Source organism: Pseudomonas sp. WS 5021, assembly GCF_012985535.1.
GTDB lineage: Bacteria > Pseudomonadota > Gammaproteobacteria > Pseudomonadales > Pseudomonadaceae > Aquipseudomonas.
In genome coordinates this window covers 288906-307222 of sequence record NZ_JAAQWP010000007.1, presented here as the reverse complement: position 1 = coordinate 307222, position 18317 = coordinate 288906, and the positions used below count along the sequence as shown (strand labels likewise).

The following is an 18317-nucleotide window of genomic DNA, read 5'->3' as shown; positions in this document are numbered from 1 at the left end:
ATCAGCGGGTGATGCCGCGAGTCGATGCCTGGATCGAATCACGGAAGATGGCAACCTCTGGAAACAGCGCCGCTGGCTCGGCCAGTTCGGCCAATGCCTGCTCAACCGTCAGGCCCTGGCGATACACCACCTTATAGGCGCGACGCAGGGCGTGAATGGCCTCTTCGCTGAAACCCCGGCGGCGCATGCCTTCGAAGTTCATGCTGCGGGCTTCGGCAGGGTTGCCAAATACCGTGACGAACGCCGGCACATCCTTGCCAATAGCAGTGCCCATGCCGGAAAAGCTGTGGGCGCCGATATGGCAGTACTGATGCACCAGGGTAAAACCAGACAGGATCGCCCAGTCATCAACATGCACATGACCGGCCAGTGCAGTATTGTTGACCAGGATGCAGTGGTTGCCAATAACGCTGTCGTGTCCGATATGCGCGTAGGCCATCACCAGATTGTGATCACCCAGGGTAGTTTCTGCCCGGTCCTGCACAGTGCCACGATGAATGGTCACGCCTTCACGAATGATGTTGTGATCACCGATTACCAGGCGGGTTTCTTCACCCTTGTACTTCATGTCCGGCGTATCTTCGCCTACCGAGGAAAACTGGTAGATGCGGTTGTGTTTGCCAATGCGGGTCGGCCCCTTGAGGATCACGTGCGGCCCGATGACTGTTCCCTCGCCGATTTCCACACCTGCGCCGATGATCGACCAAGGGCCGACCTCAACGTCGGCGGCCAGCACGGCCGTCGGATCGATGATTGCGCGAGGGTCAATCAAACTCATAGTTTGCGTTCCGCACAGATGATTTCGGCGGAACACACAGGCTTGCCGTCAACGGACGCCTGGCATTCGAATTTCCAGATCTGGCGCTTGCAGCTCACGAACTTGGCTTCCAGGATCAACTGGTCGCCTGGGGTGACCGGGTTGCGAAAGCGCAGCTTGTCGGAGCCCACGAAATAGTAAAGCGTGCCGTCGGCAGGCTTCAGGTCGAGCATTTTAAAACCCAGGATACCAGCGGCCTGCGCCATCGCTTCGATGATCAACACGCCCGGCATGATTGGATGCGCGGGGAAATGACCATTGAAGAATGGTTCGTTGATGCTGACATTCTTGTAGGCACGAATGCGCTTTTCCTCAACATTCAGTTCCACTACACGATCCACCAGCAGGAACGGGTAACGGTGAGGCAGGTATTCGCGAATCTCGTTGATGTCCATCATTTCGGGGGGAAGCCTGTAATAAAGATTGGGAGCGCGCGGACTAAGGCACGCCCCTCTAGCAAATCAAGAAGGCAGTCTAGCTGCTGTGCACACTTGATATGGAAATGGTATCAGCCATCTGATGAAACATTACTGCCAGGGGTCACGTCCCCAACACGCTTTTCCAGATGTTTCAGGCGCCGCGCCATGTCGTCGAGCTGCCTTAAACGGGCCGCGCTCTTGCGCCACTCGGCCGCGGGTTGCATCGCTGTACCGGAAGAGTAGGCCCCTGGCTCGGTAATCGAGTGGGTCACCATGGTCATGCCGGTAATGAATACGTTGTCACATATTTCAATATGGCCCACCAAGCCGACACCGCCGGCCAGCATGCAATGCTTGCCGATCTTGGTGCTGCCGGAGATGCCGACGCACGCGGCCATGGCCGTGTGATCGCCAATCTGTACGTTGTGGGCGATCTGGATCTGGTTATCCAACTTCACACCATTGCCAATCACCGTATCGGCCAAGGCCCCGCGATCGACAGCAGTGTTGACACCGATCTCCACATCGTCACCGATCAGCACACCGCCGACCTGGGCGATCTTCTGCCAGATGCCCTTCTCATTGGCAAAGCCGAAGCCTTCGCCGCCGATCACGGCACCCGACTGAATCACTACCCGCTGCCCGATACGCACATCGTGGTACAGGGTCACGCGCGGCGCGAGCCAGCCGCCTGCACCGATTTCGCTGCGAGCACCGATAAAGCAATGGGCACCAACAGTCACGCCGGCACCAATGCGCGCACCACTTTCGATAACCGCAAAAGCACCGATGCTGGCCGCAGGATCCACCTGTGCATCATTGGCAATGACCGCAGAAGGATGGATACCAGGGGCAGCCTTGGGTTTCGGGTCGAACAAGTGGGAAACCCGCGCGTATGCGGCATAAGGGTCGGCCACCACCAGCGCATCCCCGGCAAACGTCTCGGCGTCAGCGGCCTTCAGCAACACGGCTGCGGCCTGGCTGTCGCCCAGGTATTTACGGTATTGGGGATTTGCGAGGAAGCTCAACTGAGCTGGGCCAGCCTCCTGCAAGGTGGCTAGCCCAGTGATTTCCTTCTCCTTGGAGCCACGCAAGGTAGCCCCCAGGAACTCGGCCAATTGACCGAGTTTGATAGTCGCGGTCATGGCTTACTTCAGCTGGTTCATGCGCTCGATCACCTGGCGGGTGATGTCGTATTGAGGCTTGACGTCAATCACGGCGCCACGCTCGAAGACCAGGTCAAAGGCACCTTTCTTGATGACCTCTTCCACGGCGCTGTCGAGTTTAGGCTTCAGTTGCTTGAGCATTTCACGGTCAGCAACAGCCTTGGCTTCGTTCAGCTCCTTGGATTGGAACTGATAGTCACGGGCCTTTTGCTTGAACTCAAGCTCCAGACGCTCGCGCTCGCCTTGCTGCATTTTATCGCCACCGGCGACCAGGCGGTCCTGGATGCCCTTGGCACTGCTTTCCAGGGTCTTGAGCTTGGTCAGTTGCGGACCAAATTTTTTCTCGGCATCCACGGCGTACTTCTTGGCCGCATCGGATTCCAGCAGGGCCATCTGATAGTTCAGGACGGCGATTTTCATTTCGGCAAACGCCGGGGTTGCGACCAGCACGGTTGCCAGAAGAACCAATTGAGTCAACTTACGCACGATGCACTCCTACAGAATCCGTTGTCGTTATCTTGGGTCGGACGCTTAGAACGTCTGGCCGAGGGAAAATTGGAAAATCTGGGTTTCAGCGTTATCCGGTTTCTTGACTGGCATCGCCAAGGCGAAGCTCAACGGGCCCAGGGCGGTAATCCAGGTCACACCCACACCCACGGAACTGGCCAGATTGCTCAGGCTTACGTCGTTGCACTGGGTGTTGGACTTCAAGCCGCTAGGGTTACGGATCTGCTCGCACTTGGAGTCGAATACGTTACCCACATCCCAGAAGACCGAGGTCCGCAGGGAGCGCTGGTCCTTGACGAACGGCAGCGGGAACAGAATTTCCGCACCACCTTGGATCAGCACGTTACCACCGAACGGCAGCGGATCATTGTCAGAGTCACGCACGGTGCCGACGTTACCGGTTTCAGCAACACCACGGCTTGGCGTACCACGTGGACCCAGGGTGCTGTCCTTGAAGCCACGTACCGAGTTGAAGCCACCGGCATAGTAGTTCTCGTAGAACGGCAAGCCATCGGTCGAACCATAGCCATCACCATAGCCCAATTCCGTGTGCAGGCGCATGGTGTAGTTATCGCTCAACGGCGTGAACAACTGGCCACGGTAGTCGAGCTTGAAGAACGACAGGTCGCTACCTGGTGTGGTGGCTTCCAGGGTCAGGCTCTGGGAGTGACCACGGGTGGCCAGCACACCTTTGTTCAGGGTGGACTCGGACCAACCGGCCGAGGCCTTGAAGTTGAGGAACTTGTCACCTTCGCGGCGGGTGAAGTCGAAGATCTCATCGACGGTGTAGACACCGGTCTTGATCTCATCCTGCTGCGCGGTCAGGCCGAAGGTCAGACGCGAGGTCTCACTGATCGGGTAGCCCACGTTCACACCGGCACCCAGGCTGTCGATCGCATAGCTTGCAACGTCGACGTCGAGGTCTTTGTAGTCTGTGGTGCGGTAGAAGGCGTTGTAGCCCAGGCTCACACCGTCAGCAGTCCAGTAGGGGTCCACATAACCGAAGTTGTAGCGGCTCTGGTATTCGCTGCGGGTCAGGCCGATGGATACCTTGTTACCGGTACCCAGGAAGTTGTTCTGGGTGATCGAGCCACCGAGGATCAGGCCGGCACTCTGTGCAAAACCGACGCTGGCGGTGATCGAACCGGACGCTTGCTCTTCCACTGCGTAGTTCACGTCGACCTGGTCATCCACACCCGGTACGGCCGGGGTTTCGACGTTGACTTCCTTGAAGAAGCCCAGGCGCTCAAGACGGGTCTTGGACTGGTCGATCAGGTAGGTCGAAGCCCAGCCACCTTCCATCTGGCGCATTTCACGACGCAGCACTTCGTCCTCGGACTTGGTGTTGCCACGGAAGTTGATGCGGTTGACGTAGGCACGCTTGCCCGGATCGACGACAAAAGTGATGTCCACGGTGTGGTCATCATCATGTGGGGTCGGCACGCCGTTCACGTTGGCGAAGGTATAGCCTTCGTTACCCAGGCGACGGGTGATCAGTTCGGAAGTGGTGGTCATCAGCTTGCGCGAGAACACCTGGTCTTTCTGGACCAGCAGCAGGGACTTGACCTGGTCTTCAGGCACTTTCAAGTCGCCGCTGAGCTTCACGTCACGAACGCGGTACTTCTCGCCTTCGTTGACGTTGACGGTGATGTACACGTGCTTCTTATCCGGGGTGATGGACACCTGGGTCGAAGCGATATCCATGTTGATATAGCCACGGTCTAGGTAATAGGAGCGCAAGCGCTCCAGGTCACCGGAGAGTTTTTCACGGGCGTACTTGTCATCGTTCTTGAAGAACGACAGCCAGTTGGTGGTCTTGAGCTCGAACAGGTCGATCAGGTCTTCGTCGGCGAACTTGGTGTTACCCACCACGTTGATGTGCTGGATCGCCGCCACGGTGCCTTCGTTGATGTTGACCTTCAGGCCGACACGGTTGCGCGGCTGCGGCACCACTTCGGTTTCCACGGAAGCGGAGTAGCGGCCCTGGGCAACGTACTGACGTTGCAGCTCGTTACGCACGCCTTCGAGGGTGGCGCGCTGGAAGATCTCGCCTTCGGCCAGGCCGGATTGCTTGAGACCTTTCATCAAGTCTTCAGTGGAGATCGCCTTGTTGCCTTCGATCTCGATACTGGCGACAGAAGGTCGCTCGACGACAGTGATGACCAGGACGTTGCCTTCACGACCCAGCTGGATGTCTTGAAAGAAGCCGGTTTTGAACAGCGCACGAGTGGATTCCACCAGGCGACGGTCGTCAGCCTGTTCCCCAACGTTCAACGGCAAGGCGCCAAAGACGCTACCCGCGGAAACCCGCTGGAGGCCGTTGACGCGAATATCGGAGATGGTGAAGGACTCGGCGTGAACTTCGGCGATCATCAATACGGTGAGAACCGCAGTTAGCAGCAGACGTTTCATGAAGTCCTTTCTTATTCCAACTGGCAATAAACAAACTGCCGCAAAATGCGGCAGATTCGCAATTCAGCGAAGCGTTACAGACGTCCCAGATCGTTGACCAGGGCTAACAACATCACCCCAACCACCAAACTGATACCGATCTGTATCCCCCAACCCTGCACCCGATCCGACAAGGGGCGACCACGCACCCACTCGACGAGATAAAACAACAGATGCCCCCCATCCAGTACTGGAATGGGCAACAAATTCAGAACCCCAAGGCTAATACTCAGATAAGCCAGGAAATTCAGGAAATCAGCAACACCCGACTGGGCAGAAGCGCCCGCCACTTTAGCAATGGTTATCGGTCCACTCAAGTTTTTTACCGAGAGCTCGCCGAACAACATTTTCTTCAGCGAATCGAGGGTCAGTACGCTCATGGTCCAAGTGCGTCGTGCACCCTCGCCAATTGCCGCCAACGGCCCGAAGCTGACCTCTCGCACCATCGATGGCGGCCATTCGACACCTTTGACCCCCGCCCCCAGATACCCGCCGGCCGCCTTGGCCTCTCCGCGTACCGCAAGGGTAACAGGGACGTCGATTTGAGCACCGTCGCGCTCAACTTTCAGCACAATTTTCGTATCAGGACGTACACGAACCAGATCAACCACTTGCTGCCAGTCGCCCAGCGCCTGACCATCAAGGGCCAGCAAACGATCACCGGTCTTCAGGCCGGCAGCCTGGGCCGGCCCCTTGGGATCGAGCTCCGCCAGTACCGGCGGCAGCGCCGGACGCCATGGGCGAATTCCCAGGGATTTGATCGGGTCAGGCTCGTCAGCGCCCTTGAGCCACTTGTCCAGTACCAGCTCGCGCGGCGTCTCGGCCGTGGAGTCCTGCTCGCGCACCACCAGCTGTACGGTGCCACTCTCACCCAGGCGGCGAACCAACTGCAGATTGACCGCCCCCCAGCCTGTAGTCGGCTCACCATCAATAGCAACAATTTCCTGCCCGGCGCTCAAACCAGCCTTGGCTGCAATGCTGCCCGCCTCCACCGCACCGATAACCGGGCGCACCTGCTGGCTGCCCAGCATTGCCAGGACCCAGAAAAACACCATGGCCAACAGGAAGTTGGCGATCGGGCCAGCCGCCACGATGGCAATACGCTGACGAACGGTCTTGCGATTGAAAGATTGGTCCAGTTGATCAGCCGGCACTTCGCCTTCACGCTCGTCGAGCATCTTGACGTAGCCACCCAGGGGAATGGCGGCAATCACGAATTCGGTGCCCTTGCGGTCGTGCCAGCGCAGCAGCGGCATGCCAAAACCCACGGAAAAACGCAGGACCTTGACGCCACAACGGCGCGCCACCCAGAAATGACCAAATTCGTGAAAAGTGACCAGCACACCCAGAGCAACCAGGGTGCCGACAATCATGTAGAGCGCACTCATCTAATCTCTCCGCATTCCAATCCCGCGCCTGCCGACTAACCTGCGTGGCGTTTCAACCATTGCTCGGCCAAGACCCGGGCCTTGGCATCCGCCTCGAATACGGCGCCCAAATCATTTACGGCAACCACCGGCTCGAGACTCAAAATTTCCTCGATGATACTCGCGATCTGTGGAAAGCGGATGCGCCGATCAAGAAACGCAGCAACCGCGACCTCATTGGCCGCATTCAACATAGCCGGAGCGCTGTTGCCCGCCTCTGCCGCCTCACGCGCCAGGCGCAGGCAGGGGAAGCGTTGGTCATCCGGCGCTTCGAAATCCAGGCGTGCGATGGCGAACAGGTCCAGGGGTGCAACCCCCGAATCGATCCGCTCGGGCCAGGCCAGGGCATTGGCGATTGGCGTACGCATGTCCGGGTTGCCCAACTGGGCCAACACCGAACCATCCACATAGTCGACCAGGGAATGAATCACGCTTTGCGGATGAATCACCACCTCGACCTGCTCGGCCCGAGCATCAAACAGCCAACAGGCTTCGATCAGCTCGAGCCCCTTGTTCATCATGCTCGCCGAATCCACCGAGATCTTGCGCCCCATCGACCAATTGGGATGGGCGCAGGCCTGATCGGGAGAAACGTGCTCCAGCTCGGCCAATGGGGTCTGGCGGAACGGGCCACCGGAGGCGGTCAGCAAGATACGCCGTACGCCCACCTGGCTCAGGCCGCGGGCAAAATCGCCCGGCATGCACTGGAAAATCGCATTGTGTTCGCTGTCCAGCGGCAACAGCACCGCGCCGCTCTTGCGCACAGCCTGCATAAACAGCGCACCGGACATCACCAGCGCTTCTTTATTGGCCAACAGGATTTTTTTGCCCGCATCAACCGCTGCGAGGGTTGGACGCAAGCCAGCAGCGCCGACGATGGCGGCGACCACAGTATCCACTTCAGAGGCGGCGGACACCTGACACAAGCCCCCCTCGCCGACCAATACCTCGGTCGACAGGCCCGCAGCCCGCAGGTCGTCCTGCAAACCACGGGCGGCAGTTGCATCCGGCACCACCGCGAACTGCGGCACATGCCGCACGCACAACGCCAACAGCTCGCTCAAGCGGCTGAAGCCGGTCAGGGCGAATACCTGATAGCGCTCAGGGTGACGGGCAATCACATCCAGCGTGCTCAACCCGACCGAGCCGGTTGCTCCCAGCACGGTCACTTGCTGTAGGCGGCTCACGAAGCGGCCATCCACAACAGCACGGCAAACACCGGGATCGCCGCCGTCAGGCTGTCGATGCGGTCCAGCACGCCGCCATGGCCCGGCAGCAGGTTACTGCTGTCCTTGATGCCTGCCTGGCGCTTGAACATGCTTTCGGTCAGATCGCCAACCACCGAGATCAGCACCACCACCGCCGCACCGACCAGGGCCAGGAGGATTTGCTTGGCATCCCACTCGCGCACAACGCCAACAACCAGGGTGATCAGCAACGTCAACGCCAGCCCGCCGTACACCCCTTCCCAGCTCTTGCCGGGACTGACCGCCGGGGCCAGCTTGCGCTTGCCAAAGGCACGGCCGGAGAAGTACGCACCGATGTCCGCGCCCCAGACCAGTACCATCACCGCCATGATCAACCAGTTGCCCAGGGCCATGTGCTTGATATAGACCAGGCCCTGCCAGGCCGGCAGCAGGATCAGCAGGCCGATCACCAGCTTGCAGGCGACGCTGGACCATTGGCTGCTGGTACGCGGGTAGGTCAACACCAGGAATGTCGCCAACGCCCACCACAGCACCGCCGCCCCGAGCACCCAGGGTGCGACATCCGGCAGGATGTACATCAGGAACAGCAACAACGCGACAACGGCGGCGTACACCACCCGCGGCAGTTGCTCGGCGAACCCTGCCAGGCGCGCCCATTCCCAGGCGCCCAGGGTCACGACCAGACCAATGAACAGTGCAAAACCTGCGCCTTCGAGCAGGAAAAACCCGCACAGAGCGATCGGCAGCAGGATCAGTGCCGTGATGATTCGTTGTTTAAGCATTAAACCCGGGCTCCAGCTTCGATCTGCTCGCTCGTTTTACCGAAGCGACGCTGACGGGAAGCGAAATCGGCCAGCGCATTGCGCATGGCATCGTGTTTGAAGTCCGGCCAGAACAGGTCGGAGAAGTACAGCTCGGTATAGGCCAACTGCCACAACAGGAAGTTGCTGATGCGGTGCTCGCCACCGGTACGGATGCACAGGTCCGGCAACGGCAGGTCGCCAGTCACCAGGCAGGTTTGCAACAACTCGGGCGTGATGTCTTCCGGGCGCAGATGGCCGGCCTGCACTTCACGCGCCAGGCGCTGCGCAGCCTGGGCGATATCCCATTGCCCGCCATAATTGGCGGCGATTTGCAGGACGAAGCGGTTGCTGCCAGCGGTGATCGCCTCAGCCTCACGCATGGCCGCCTGCAGCTCCGGATGGAACCGCGAGCGATCGCCGATGATGCGCAAGCTGATGTTGTTGTCGTTCAGGCGCTTGGCCTCACGACGCAGGGCCTTGAAGAACAGGTCCATCAAGGCGCTGACTTCGTCGGCCGGGCGCTGCCAGTTTTCACTGGAGAAGGCAAACAAGGTCAATACCTCGACCTTGGCCTCGGCACACACCTCGATCACGGCCCGTACCGCATCGACACCCGCTTTATGCCCGGCGACACCTGGCATAAAGCGTTTTTTCGCCCAGCGATTATTCCCATCCATGATGATCGCGACATGGCGCGGCACCGCGGAGGGCACAGTCTGCTTGGTCTTTTCCATGAAAGCGTCCTGACCCCTTATACGGCCATCAGGTCCTTTTCTTTCTCTTCCGTGACCTTGGTGATCATGGCCTCGGATTCCTTGGTCAGCTTATCGATATCGGCAATGGCACGACGCTCTTCGTCTTCGCTGATTTCCTTGTCCTTGACCAGTTTCTTCAGGTCACCCAAGGCATCACGACGGATGTTACGCACCGCAACACGGGCATCTTCCGCTGCGCTGCGCGCCTGCTTGGTGAAGCCCTTGCGGGTTTCTTCGGTCAGGGCCGGCATGGAGATCAGCAGCAGCTCACCCAGGTTGGTTGGGTTGAGGTTCAGGCCAGCACTCTGGATAGCCTTGTCGACGGCAGCGAGCATGTTGCGCTCGAAGGCCACGACCTGCAGGGTGCGCGAGTCTTTCACAGTCACGTTGGCCACGCCGCTCAGCGGAGTGTCGGAACCGTAGTAAGGCACCATCACGCTGCCCAGGATGCTTGGGTGAGCCTTGCCGGTACGAATCTGGCCGAATGCGTGGCTCAGAGACTCCAGGGATTTCTGCATACGCGCTTGGGCGTCTTTCTTGATTTCGTTGATCATTGTTGGCCTTCCTCGATCAGAGTCCCTTCTGCGCCGCCGTGTACGATATTCAGCAGGGCGCCGGGCTTGTTCATGTTAAATACGCGCAGCGGCATCTTGTGGTCGCGGCACAGGCAGATTGCCGTCAGGTCCATCACACCCAGCTTGCGATCCAGCACTTCATCATAAGTCAGATGATCGAACTTCTCGGCATGCGGGTCTTTGAATGGATCGGCAGTGTAGACACCATCGACCTTGGTAGCCTTGAGCACTACGTCAGCATCGATTTCGATGGCACGCAGGCAGGCAGCCGAGTCAGTGGTGAAGAACGGGTTGCCGGTACCGGCGGCAAAGATCACCACCTCTTTGGCATTCAGGTGGCGCATGGCTTTGCGGCGATCATAGTGATCGGTCACGCCAACCATGGAGATGGCCGACATCACGATGGCCGAGATATTGGCACGCTCCAGGGCGTCGCGCATGGCCAGGGCGTTCATCACAGTGGCCAGCATGCCCATGTGGTCGCCAGTGACCCGATCCATGCCAGCAGCACTGAGTGCCGCGCCACGGAACAGGTTGCCACCACCGATCACCAGGCCGACCTGGACGCCGATACCGACCAGTTGGCCGACTTCCAGCGCCATGCGGTCAAGTACCTTGGGATCGATCCCGAACTCTTCCGAGCCCATCAGGGCCTCGCCGCTAAGCTTGAGTAGAATGCGTTTATAGCGAGCCTGATAACCACTGCCCTGCTGAGCCATTGCGAATCTCTCCTGCGGCGTATTTTTAAAAAATTCTTGGCGAGCCGTTTACGGCTTGCGTTCACTCTAGCTGGACGCTGTCACAGCGCCATCGGAACACGGCTTTGTAAGCCAGTTCCAAAGGGAAGCCAAATAAAATTGAGCCTCCCATTTGAAAAGAGGCTGCGCGCGTGAGCGGGCAGCCTCTCTTGGGCGACAGTTGAAAACTGTCTTATTGCTTGGCGGCAGCCAGCTGGGCAGCAACTTCTTCAGCGAAGTTGTCGACCGGCTTCTCGATGCCATCGCCTACTTTGAAGTAGGTGAAGGAAACGATTTCAGCACCGGCTTTCTTGGCCAGTTCGCCAACCTTGATTTCAGGGTTCTTGACGAACGCCTGCTCAACCAGGCTTGCTTCGGCCAGGAACTTGCTGATACGGCCTTTGACCATGTTCTCAACAATGTTTTCTGGCTTGCCTTTGATTTTTTCTTCGTTCAGCTGCAGGAACACAGCTTTTTCGCGCTCGATCGCTTCGGCAGAAACTTCCGAAGGCAGCAGGAACTCTGGGTTGCTGGCCGCTACGTGCATAGCGATGTCTTTGGCCAGTTCAACGTTGCCGCCCTTGAGGACAACTGCAACACCGATCTTGTTGCCGTGCAGGTAACCACCAACCACGTCACCTTCAACACGTACCAGGCGACGGATGTTGACGTTTTCGCCAACCTTGCCGACCAGTACCAGACGATCAGCTTCTTGGGCTGCGATCAGCGGAGCGGCGTCAGTCAGTTTGTCGGCGAACGCTTTTTCAACGCTGGCAGCAACAAATGCCTTGAAGTCGTCTTGCAGGGCCAGGAAGTCGGTCTGCGAGTTCACTTCCAGCAGAACGGCGGATTTGCCGTCTTCTTTCAGAGCGATCGCGCCTTCAGCAGCTACGTTGCCTGCTTTCTTGGCAGCCTTGATCGCGCCCGAAGCACGCATGTCATCAATGGCTTTTTCGATGTCGCCGTCAGCCTTTTCCAGGGCTTTCTTGCAATCCATCATGCCTTCGCCAGTACGCTCACGCAGTTCTTTAACCAACGCTGCAGTAATTGCTGCCATTTTCAAATTCCTCTTGGATAGGTTTTCAACCATTCCACCCGACTTGTACGGGCGTTCAATTCTTCCCGAACCACCCTTGTTAACCGCTGCACGTTACAGATGCTGTAGCTGTGCCGCTCACAAATGGTTTTCGAGGTGGCAAAAAGGGGGCCAAGCCCCCTTTTTGCTTACTGAGTCAACGCCAGGGCGTCAATTACTCAGCTGCAGCGACCGGTGCTTCTTCAGCAGCGAACTCTACGGTGCCGCCGCCAACATTGTTGCGGCCACGGATTACAGCGTCAGCCATCGAACCCATGTACAGCTGGATAGCGCGGATTGCGTCATCGTTGCCTGGGATGATGTAGTCAACGCCTTCCGGGCTGCTGTTGGTATCGACTACGCCGATAACCGGGATGCCCAGCTTGTTGGCTTCAGTGATCGCGATGCGCTCGTGATCAACGTCGATAACGAACAGTGCGTCAGGCAGACCGCCCATGTCCTTGATACCACCCAGGGAACGATCGAGCTTTTCCAGGTCACGGGAGCGCATCAGCGCTTCTTTCTTGGTCAGCTTGGCGAAAGTACCGTCTTCGGCTTGCACTTCAAGGTCACGCAGACGCTTGATGGAAGCACGGATGGTTTTGAAGTTGGTCAGCATGCCGCCCAACCAGCGGTGATCGACGTACGGCGAACCGCAACGTGCTGCTTCTTCAGCAACGATCTTGCCAGCGGAACGCTTGGTGCCGACGAACAGAATCTTGTTTTTGCCCTGGGCCAGGCGCTCTACGAAAGTCAGAGCTTCGTTGAACATTGGCAGGGTTTTTTCAAGGTTGATGATGTGGATCTTGTTACGCGCGCCGAAAATGTATTTACCCATTTTCGGGTTCCAGTAACGGGTCTGGTGACCGAAGTGCACACCGGCCTTCAGCATATCGCGCATGTTGACTTGGGACATGATAGTTCCTTAATAAGTCGGGTTTGGCCTCCACGTATCCCAATGACCAACCAGCGGCTTCAAGGCCTCCGGCACCCAGGTCATCGTGTCGACACGTGTGTGGATTTAAGCTTTGCGGGGTATCCCCGGAAAGCGGCGCATTTTATACCACAGCAACGACAAAAACGAAACCCGCAATCGCATTTGCTTGCCGCCACCGCCACCCAAGCCATTGAATCGGGTGAAAATACCCACACCTTATAAAGAGAAGCGATAGTCAGACACTCATGGTTTGTACCTTGCGTCTGTTAGAATCGCGTTTTTTGGGCTTGTGCGAACGCTGCACCTTTTTGTCGCACGCCCGTAAACCGTATTGATTTCAGCGCGTCGCGCTAGAGAGAGCCTGTATGACCGTTACCCTGAAAACCGCCGAAGACATCGCAGGCATGCGCGTTGCCGGCAAACTGGCGGCCGACGTGCTGGAAATGATTGCCGAACACGTCAAGCCTGGCGTCACCACTGAAGCCCTGGACCGCATCTGCCACGACTATATTGTCGACGTGCAGAAAGCCATCCCCGCGCCGCTGAACTACAAAGGCTTCCCCAAGTCGATCTGCACCTCGATCAACCACGTGGTCTGCCACGGCATCCCGGGCGACAAGCCGCTCAAGGACGGCGATACCCTGAACATCGATGTCACGGTGATCAAGGACGGCTACCACGGCGACACCAGTCGCATGTTCCACGTCGGCAACGTCCCGGTGTGGGCCGAGCGCCTGTCCCAGGTCACCCAGGAATGCATGTACAAGGCCATCGAGCTGGTCAAGCCGGGCTGCCGCCTGGGTGATATCGGCGAAGTGATCCAGAAGCACGCAGAAAAGAACGGCTTCTCGGTGGTCCGCGAATTCTGTGGCCACGGCATCGGCAAAGTGTTCCACGAAGAGCCGCAGATCCTGCACTACGGCCGCGCCGGCACCGGCATGGAGCTCAAGGCGGGCATGACCTTTACCATCGAGCCGATGATCAACCAGGGCAAGGCCGACACCAAGGTGCTGGGCGACGGCTGGACCGCCATCACCAAGGACCGCAAGCTCTCGGCGCAGTGGGAGCACACCCTGCTGGTCACCGAGACGGGCTATGAGATCTTCACCCTGCGCGCCGATGACACGATCCCTCGCGTTTCGGCCTGATGCTTGCAGCGGGCTTTCCAGATAGCGACGTTGTGACCTACACCTAGATAGAAAGGAAAGCCGATCGATGCCCCAGGTGGATCCCGAACTCTTCGACCGAGGCCAGTTCCAGGCGGAACTGGCGCTGAAGGCAAGCCCGATTGCCGCCTTCAAAAAGGCCATCCGCCAGGCCCGCGAGGTGCTCGACGGGCGTTTTCGCAGCGGCCGGGAGATTCGCCGACTGATCGAGGATCGCGCCTGGTTCGTCGATAACATCCTGCAAAAGGCCTGGGAACAGTTCGACTGGAGCGAAGACGCCGACATTGCCCTGGTGGCCGTCGGCGGCTATGGCCGGGGCGAACTGCACCCCTACTCCGATATCGACCTGCTGATCCTGCTGGACAGTGCCGACCATGAGATCTTTCGTGATTCCATCGAGCGTTTTCTGACGCTGCTGTGGGACATCGGCCTGGAAGTCGGCCAGAGCGTGCGCTCGGTGGCGGAATGCGCCGAAGAGGCGCGCGCCGACCTGACCGTGGTCACCAACCTGATGGAAAGCCGTACCATCTGCGGCCCCGAGCGCCTGCGCCAGCGCATGCTGGAAGTCACCAGCACCGCACACATGTGGCCGAGCAAGGAGTTCTTCCTGGCCAAGCGTGCCGAGCAGAAAGCCCGGCATCACAAGTACAACGACACCGAATACAACCTGGAACCCAACGTCAAGGGCTCGCCCGGCGGGCTGCGGGATATCCAGACCATCTTGTGGGTAGCCAGGCGCCAGTACGGCACCCTGAACCTGCGTGCCCTGGCCGGCGAAGGCTTTTTGGTCGAGAGCGAAAACGCCCTGCTGGCCTCGTCCCAGGAGTTTTTGTGGAAGGTGCGCTACGCCCTGCACATGCTGGCCGGACGCTCCGAAGACCGCCTGCTGTTCGACCACCAACGCTCCATCGCCGCCCTGCTGGGCTTCGAGGGCGAAGACGCGAAGACCAGTATCGAAAGCTTCATGCAGCAGTACTACCGGGTGGTCATGAGCATCGCCCAGCTCAGCGACCTGATCATCCAGCACTTTGAAGAAGTGATCCTGGCCCCGGAAGACGAAGCGCCGCCGCAACCGATCAACGCGCGCTTCCAACTGCACGATGGCTATATCGAGGCGCGCAACGACAACGTGTTCAAGCGCACGCCATTTGCCATGCTGGAAATTTTCGTGCTGATGGCCCAGCAACCGGAAATCAAGGGCGTACGCGCCGACACCATCCGTTTGCTGCGGGAAAACCGTCACCTGATCGATGACGAATTTCGCCACGACATCCGCAATACCAGCCTGTTTATCGAGCTGTTCAAGTGCAAGATCGGCATCCACCGCAACCTGCGGCGCATGAACCGCTACGGCATCCTTGGGCGCTACCTGCCGGAGTTCGGCTTTATTGTCGGGCAGATGCAGCACGACCTGTTCCACATCTATACAGTCGACGCCCACACCCTGAACCTGATCAAACACCTGCGTAAGTTGCAATACACCCAGGTGTCAGAGAAGTTCCCGCTGGCCAGTAAGCTGATGGCTAGGCTGCCCAAGCCTGAGCTGATCTACCTCGCCGGCCTTTATCACGATATCGGCAAGGGCCGGCACGGCGACCATTCGGAAATCGGCGCGGTGGATGCGCAAGCCTTCTGCCAGCGTCACCAGTTACCGCAGTGGGACAGCCGCCTGATCGTCTGGCTGGTACAGAACCACCTGGTGATGTCCACCACAGCCCAGCGCAAGGACTTGTCCGACCCGCAGGTGATCCATGATTTTGCGCAGATCGTCGGCGACGAAACCCGCCTCGACTACCTGTACGTACTGACCGTCTCCGACATTAACGCCACCAACCCGACCCTCTGGAATTCGTGGCGCGCCAGCCTGTTGCGCCAGCTGTATACCGAGACCAAGCGCGCCTTGCGCCGGGGCCTGGAAAACCCGGTGGACCGCGAAGAACAGATCCGCCGCACCCAGAACGCGGCCCTGGATATCCTGGTGCGTGGCGGCAACGACCCGGACGATGTGGAGCAACTCTGGTCGCAGTTGGGCGACGACTATTTCCTGCGCCACACCGCAGGCGATGTGGCCTGGCACACCGACGCGATCCTCCAGCAGCCGGCCGACGGTGGCCCGCTGGTGCTGATCAAGGAAACCACCCAGCGTGAATTCGAAGGCGGCACGCAGATATTCATCTACGCCCCGGACCAGCACGACTTCTTCGCCGTGACCGTGGCTGCGATGGACCAGCTCAATCTGAACATTCACGACGCCCGGGTCATTACGTCCAGCAGCCAGTTCACCCTCGACACCTACATCGTGCTCGACACCGAAGGCGAGTCCATCGGCGACAACCCCGAGCGGGTGAAAAAGATCCGCGCAGGCCTGACCGAAGCCCTGCGCAACCCCGACGACTACCCAACCATCATCCAGCGCCGGGTGCCGCGCCAGCTCAAGCATTTTGCCTTTGCGCCCCAGGTGACGATCCACAACGATGCCCAGCGCCCGGTGACCGTACTGGAACTCAGCGCGCCGGATCGCCCTGGCCTGCTGGCGCGGATCGGCGGGATTTTCCTGGAGTTTGACCTGTCGTTGCAAAACGCCAAGATTGCCACCCTGGGCGAGCGGGTCGAAGACGTGTTCTTTATCACCGATGCCGATAACCAGCCGCTGTCCGACCCTGAACTATGCCGCCGCTTGCAGGACGCCATCGTTGCGCAATTGAGCGTGAACCAGGAGCCTGGCGCGGAGTTGTCCAGAATAACCATTTGAGTTGAATTTAATTTCCCTGGGGGTGCGGACCTTGTAGGAGCTGGCTTGCCTGCGATGCGGGCGGCGCGGTGTATCTGGTACACCGAGGCGATGCCATCGCAGGCAAGCCAGCTCCCACAGGGCCGTGCTCAACGATAGAGGCCCCGATGAACAACGCCCTGAACCAACTGCAGCCCTACCCGTTCGAGAAACTGCGAGCCCTGCTGGGCAGCGTCACGCCGAACCCGGACAAACGCCCGATTGCCCTGTCCATCGGCGAACCCAAACACAAATCCCCGGATTTCGTCGCCCAGGCCCTGGCCAACAACCTTGACCAGATGGCGGTGTACCCCACCACCCTGGGCATCCCCGCCTTGCGCGAGGCGATTGGCACGTGGTGCGAACGGCGTTTCAACGTGCCCAAGGGCTGGCTCGACCCGGCGCGCAATATCCTGCCGGTCAATGGCACTCGTGAAGCGCTGTTCGCCTTCACCCAGACCGTGGTCAACCGCGGCGACGATGCCCTGGTGGTCAGCCCGAATCCGTTCTACCAGATCTACGAAGGCGCAGCGTTCCTCGCCGGGGCCAAGCCGCATTACTTGCCGTGCCTGGATGAAAACGGCTTCAACCCGGATTTCGATGCGGTCTCGCCTGACATCTGGAAGCGTTGCCAGATCCTGTTCCTGTGCTCTCCCGGCAACCCGACCGGCGCACTGATCCCGGTCGACACCCTGAAAAAACTGATTGCCCTGGCCGACCAATACGACTTCGTGATCGCCGCCGACGAGTGCTACAGCGAGCTGTACTTCGACGAGCAAACCCCACCACCGGGCCTGCTCAGCGCGTGTGTCGAACTGGGTCGCCAGGACTTCAAGCGCTGCGTGGTGTTCCACAGCCTGTCCAAGCGTTCCAACTTGCCGGGCCTGCGTTCCGGGTTTGTGGCCGGGGATGCCGAGATCCTCAAGGCCTTCCTGCTGTACCGCACCTACCACGGCTGCGCGATGCCGGTGCAAACCCAACTGGCGAGCATCGCCGCGTGGCAGGACGAAGCCCATGTACAGGCCAATCGCGACCTGTACCGGCAGAAATTCGACGCCGTGCTGGCGATCCTCAAACCGGTACTGGACGTACAGAACCCGGACGGGGGCTTCTACCTGTGGCCCAACGTTGAGGGCGATGATGCCGCGTTCTGCCGCGACCTGTTCGTGGAGGAACATGTGACCGTGGTGCCGGGCTCGTACCTGTCGCGGGAAGTCGAGGGTTTCAATCCAGGAGCTGGACGGGTGCGTCTGGCCTTGGTTGCGCCATTGGCCGAATGCGTCGAGGCGGCCGAACGAATTCGCGACTTTATCCAGCGCCGTCATTGAAACAAGGGGCCGCTCCCACGTCGGGGGCGGCCAACATTCGCCCACCTTTGGTAATTAGTTGCACTCCAGGCCCACCCCGACTCATACGCAGAAATAATTACTGCGGAACTACTCCGGCTAAATTCCCACTTTGTAGAGGCAACAAACTTTACAAAGAGCCTTCGCCTTTCTTACGT

Annotated in this window: 16 protein-coding genes; 3 read left to right on the top strand and 13 right to left on the bottom strand. The window is 59.1% G+C overall.

From position 1 onward, the window contains the following. Position 1: 1 nt before the first annotated feature. The 13 genes from lpxA to rpsB all read right to left on the bottom strand — a co-directional run bounded on the left by lpxA (position 2) and on the right by rpsB (position 12856). Positions 2–778, bottom strand: a complete 777-nt coding sequence (lpxA, locus tag HBO19_RS22390) for an acyl-ACP--UDP-N-acetylglucosamine O-acyltransferase (protein ID WP_169955458.1) — start codon at positions 776–778, stop codon at positions 2–4. Continuing rightward, positions 775–1215, bottom strand: a complete 441-nt coding sequence (gene fabZ / locus HBO19_RS22385; protein ID WP_029297270.1) for a 3-hydroxyacyl-ACP dehydratase FabZ — start codon at positions 1213–1215, stop codon at positions 775–777. Before fabZ ends, lpxA begins: the two co-directional genes overlap by 4 nt. 110 nt (positions 1216–1325) lie before the next feature. Then, complete coding sequence (lpxD, locus tag HBO19_RS22380) at positions 1326–2381, bottom strand: UDP-3-O-(3-hydroxymyristoyl)glucosamine N-acyltransferase (protein WP_169955457.1); 1056 nt, start codon at positions 2379–2381, stop codon at positions 1326–1328. Between the two features lie 3 nt (positions 2382–2384). Continuing rightward, positions 2385–2888, bottom strand: a complete 504-nt coding sequence (locus HBO19_RS22375; protein WP_003219314.1) for an OmpH family outer membrane protein — start codon at positions 2886–2888, stop codon at positions 2385–2387. A 45-nt stretch (positions 2889–2933) separates the two neighbouring features. After that, on the bottom strand, positions 2934–5321 hold the full coding sequence (gene bamA, locus HBO19_RS22370; protein WP_169955456.1) for an outer membrane protein assembly factor BamA: 2388 nt from the start codon (positions 5319–5321) through the stop codon (positions 2934–2936). 74 nt (positions 5322–5395) lie between these two features. Continuing rightward, on the bottom strand, positions 5396–6748 hold the full coding sequence (gene rseP, locus HBO19_RS22365) for a sigma E protease regulator RseP (protein ID WP_169955455.1): 1353 nt from the start codon (positions 6746–6748) through the stop codon (positions 5396–5398). Positions 6749–6783: 35 nt separating this feature from the next. Continuing rightward, positions 6784–7974, bottom strand: coding sequence for a 1-deoxy-D-xylulose-5-phosphate reductoisomerase (gene ispC, locus HBO19_RS22360; protein ID WP_170058331.1), 1191 nt, complete (start codon positions 7972–7974; stop codon positions 6784–6786). Then, complete coding sequence (locus tag HBO19_RS22355) at positions 7971–8777, bottom strand: phosphatidate cytidylyltransferase (protein WP_169955740.1); 807 nt, start codon at positions 8775–8777, stop codon at positions 7971–7973. The genes ispC and HBO19_RS22355 overlap by 4 nt, the downstream gene beginning before the upstream one ends. Beyond that, the gene (gene uppS / locus HBO19_RS22350; protein ID WP_169955739.1) at positions 8777–9532 is read right to left on the bottom strand and encodes a polyprenyl diphosphate synthase; all 756 of its coding nucleotides are present in this window, start codon (positions 9530–9532) and stop codon (positions 8777–8779) included. Before uppS ends, HBO19_RS22355 begins: the two co-directional genes overlap by 1 nt. Positions 9533–9549: 17 nt before the next feature. Then, positions 9550–10107, bottom strand: coding sequence for a ribosome recycling factor (gene frr, locus HBO19_RS22345; RefSeq protein ID WP_170058330.1), 558 nt, complete (start codon positions 10105–10107; stop codon positions 9550–9552). Next, complete coding sequence (gene pyrH, locus HBO19_RS22340; protein ID WP_003172271.1) at positions 10104–10847, bottom strand: UMP kinase; 744 nt, start codon at positions 10845–10847, stop codon at positions 10104–10106. Before pyrH ends, frr begins: the two co-directional genes overlap by 4 nt. A 211-nt stretch (positions 10848–11058) precedes the next feature. Continuing rightward, a complete protein-coding gene (gene tsf / locus HBO19_RS22335) occupies positions 11059–11922 on the bottom strand; it encodes a translation elongation factor Ts (protein WP_003172264.1) in 864 nt (287 codons plus the stop codon). A gap of 193 nt (positions 11923–12115) precedes the next feature. Then, a complete protein-coding gene (gene rpsB, locus HBO19_RS22330; protein WP_029297291.1) occupies positions 12116–12856 on the bottom strand; it encodes a 30S ribosomal protein S2 in 741 nt (246 codons plus the stop codon). Between the two features lie 386 nt (positions 12857–13242). On the opposite strand from rpsB, the gene map reads away from it, so the two are divergent. From map to dapC, 3 genes are all read left to right on the top strand, one after another. Continuing rightward, positions 13243–14025, top strand: coding sequence for a type I methionyl aminopeptidase (gene map, locus HBO19_RS22325; protein WP_032858167.1), 783 nt, complete (start codon positions 13243–13245; stop codon positions 14023–14025). A gap of 67 nt (positions 14026–14092) precedes the next feature. Next, positions 14093–16795, top strand: coding sequence for a [protein-PII] uridylyltransferase (locus HBO19_RS22320; RefSeq protein WP_169955737.1), 2703 nt, complete (start codon positions 14093–14095; stop codon positions 16793–16795). Between the two features lie 146 nt (positions 16796–16941). Beyond that, complete coding sequence (gene dapC, locus HBO19_RS22315) at positions 16942–18141, top strand: succinyldiaminopimelate transaminase (RefSeq protein ID WP_169955736.1); 1200 nt, start codon at positions 16942–16944, stop codon at positions 18139–18141. Positions 18142–18317: the final 176 nt, after the last annotated feature.

What these genes read in the sequence shown, in the direction of transcription:
- rpsB (WP_029297291.1), bottom strand. Translation starts at nt 12,856, where the DNA reads ATGTCCCAAGTCAACATGCGCGATATGCTGAAGGCCGGTGTGCACTTC.
- uppS (WP_169955739.1), bottom strand. Translation starts at nt 9,532, where the DNA reads ATGGAAAAGACCAAGCAGACTGTGCCCTCCGCGGTGCCGCGCCATGTC.
- lpxA (WP_169955458.1), bottom strand. Translation starts at nt 778, where the DNA reads ATGAGTTTGATTGACCCTCGCGCAATCATCGATCCGACGGCCGTGCTG.
- bamA (WP_169955456.1), bottom strand. Translation starts at nt 5,321, where the DNA reads ATGAAACGTCTGCTGCTAACTGCGGTTCTCACCGTATTGATGATCGCC.
- tsf (WP_003172264.1), bottom strand. Translation starts at nt 11,922, where the DNA reads ATGGCAGCAATTACTGCAGCGTTGGTTAAAGAACTGCGTGAGCGTACT.
- frr (WP_170058330.1), bottom strand. Translation starts at nt 10,107, where the DNA reads ATGATCAACGAAATCAAGAAAGACGCCCAAGCGCGTATGCAGAAATCC.
- lpxD (WP_169955457.1), bottom strand. Translation starts at nt 2,381, where the DNA reads ATGACCGCGACTATCAAACTCGGTCAATTGGCCGAGTTCCTGGGGGCT.
- map (WP_032858167.1), top strand. Translation starts at nt 13,243, where the DNA reads ATGACCGTTACCCTGAAAACCGCCGAAGACATCGCAGGCATGCGCGTT.
- fabZ (WP_029297270.1), bottom strand. Translation starts at nt 1,215, where the DNA reads ATGATGGACATCAACGAGATTCGCGAATACCTGCCTCACCGTTACCCG.
- HBO19_RS22320 (WP_169955737.1), top strand. Translation starts at nt 14,093, where the DNA reads ATGCCCCAGGTGGATCCCGAACTCTTCGACCGAGGCCAGTTCCAGGCG.
- rseP (WP_169955455.1), bottom strand. Translation starts at nt 6,748, where the DNA reads ATGAGTGCGCTCTACATGATTGTCGGCACCCTGGTTGCTCTGGGTGTG.
- HBO19_RS22355 (WP_169955740.1), bottom strand. Translation starts at nt 8,777, where the DNA reads ATGCTTAAACAACGAATCATCACGGCACTGATCCTGCTGCCGATCGCT.
- dapC (WP_169955736.1), top strand. Translation starts at nt 16,942, where the DNA reads ATGAACAACGCCCTGAACCAACTGCAGCCCTACCCGTTCGAGAAACTG.
- pyrH (WP_003172271.1), bottom strand. Translation starts at nt 10,847, where the DNA reads ATGGCTCAGCAGGGCAGTGGTTATCAGGCTCGCTATAAACGCATTCTA.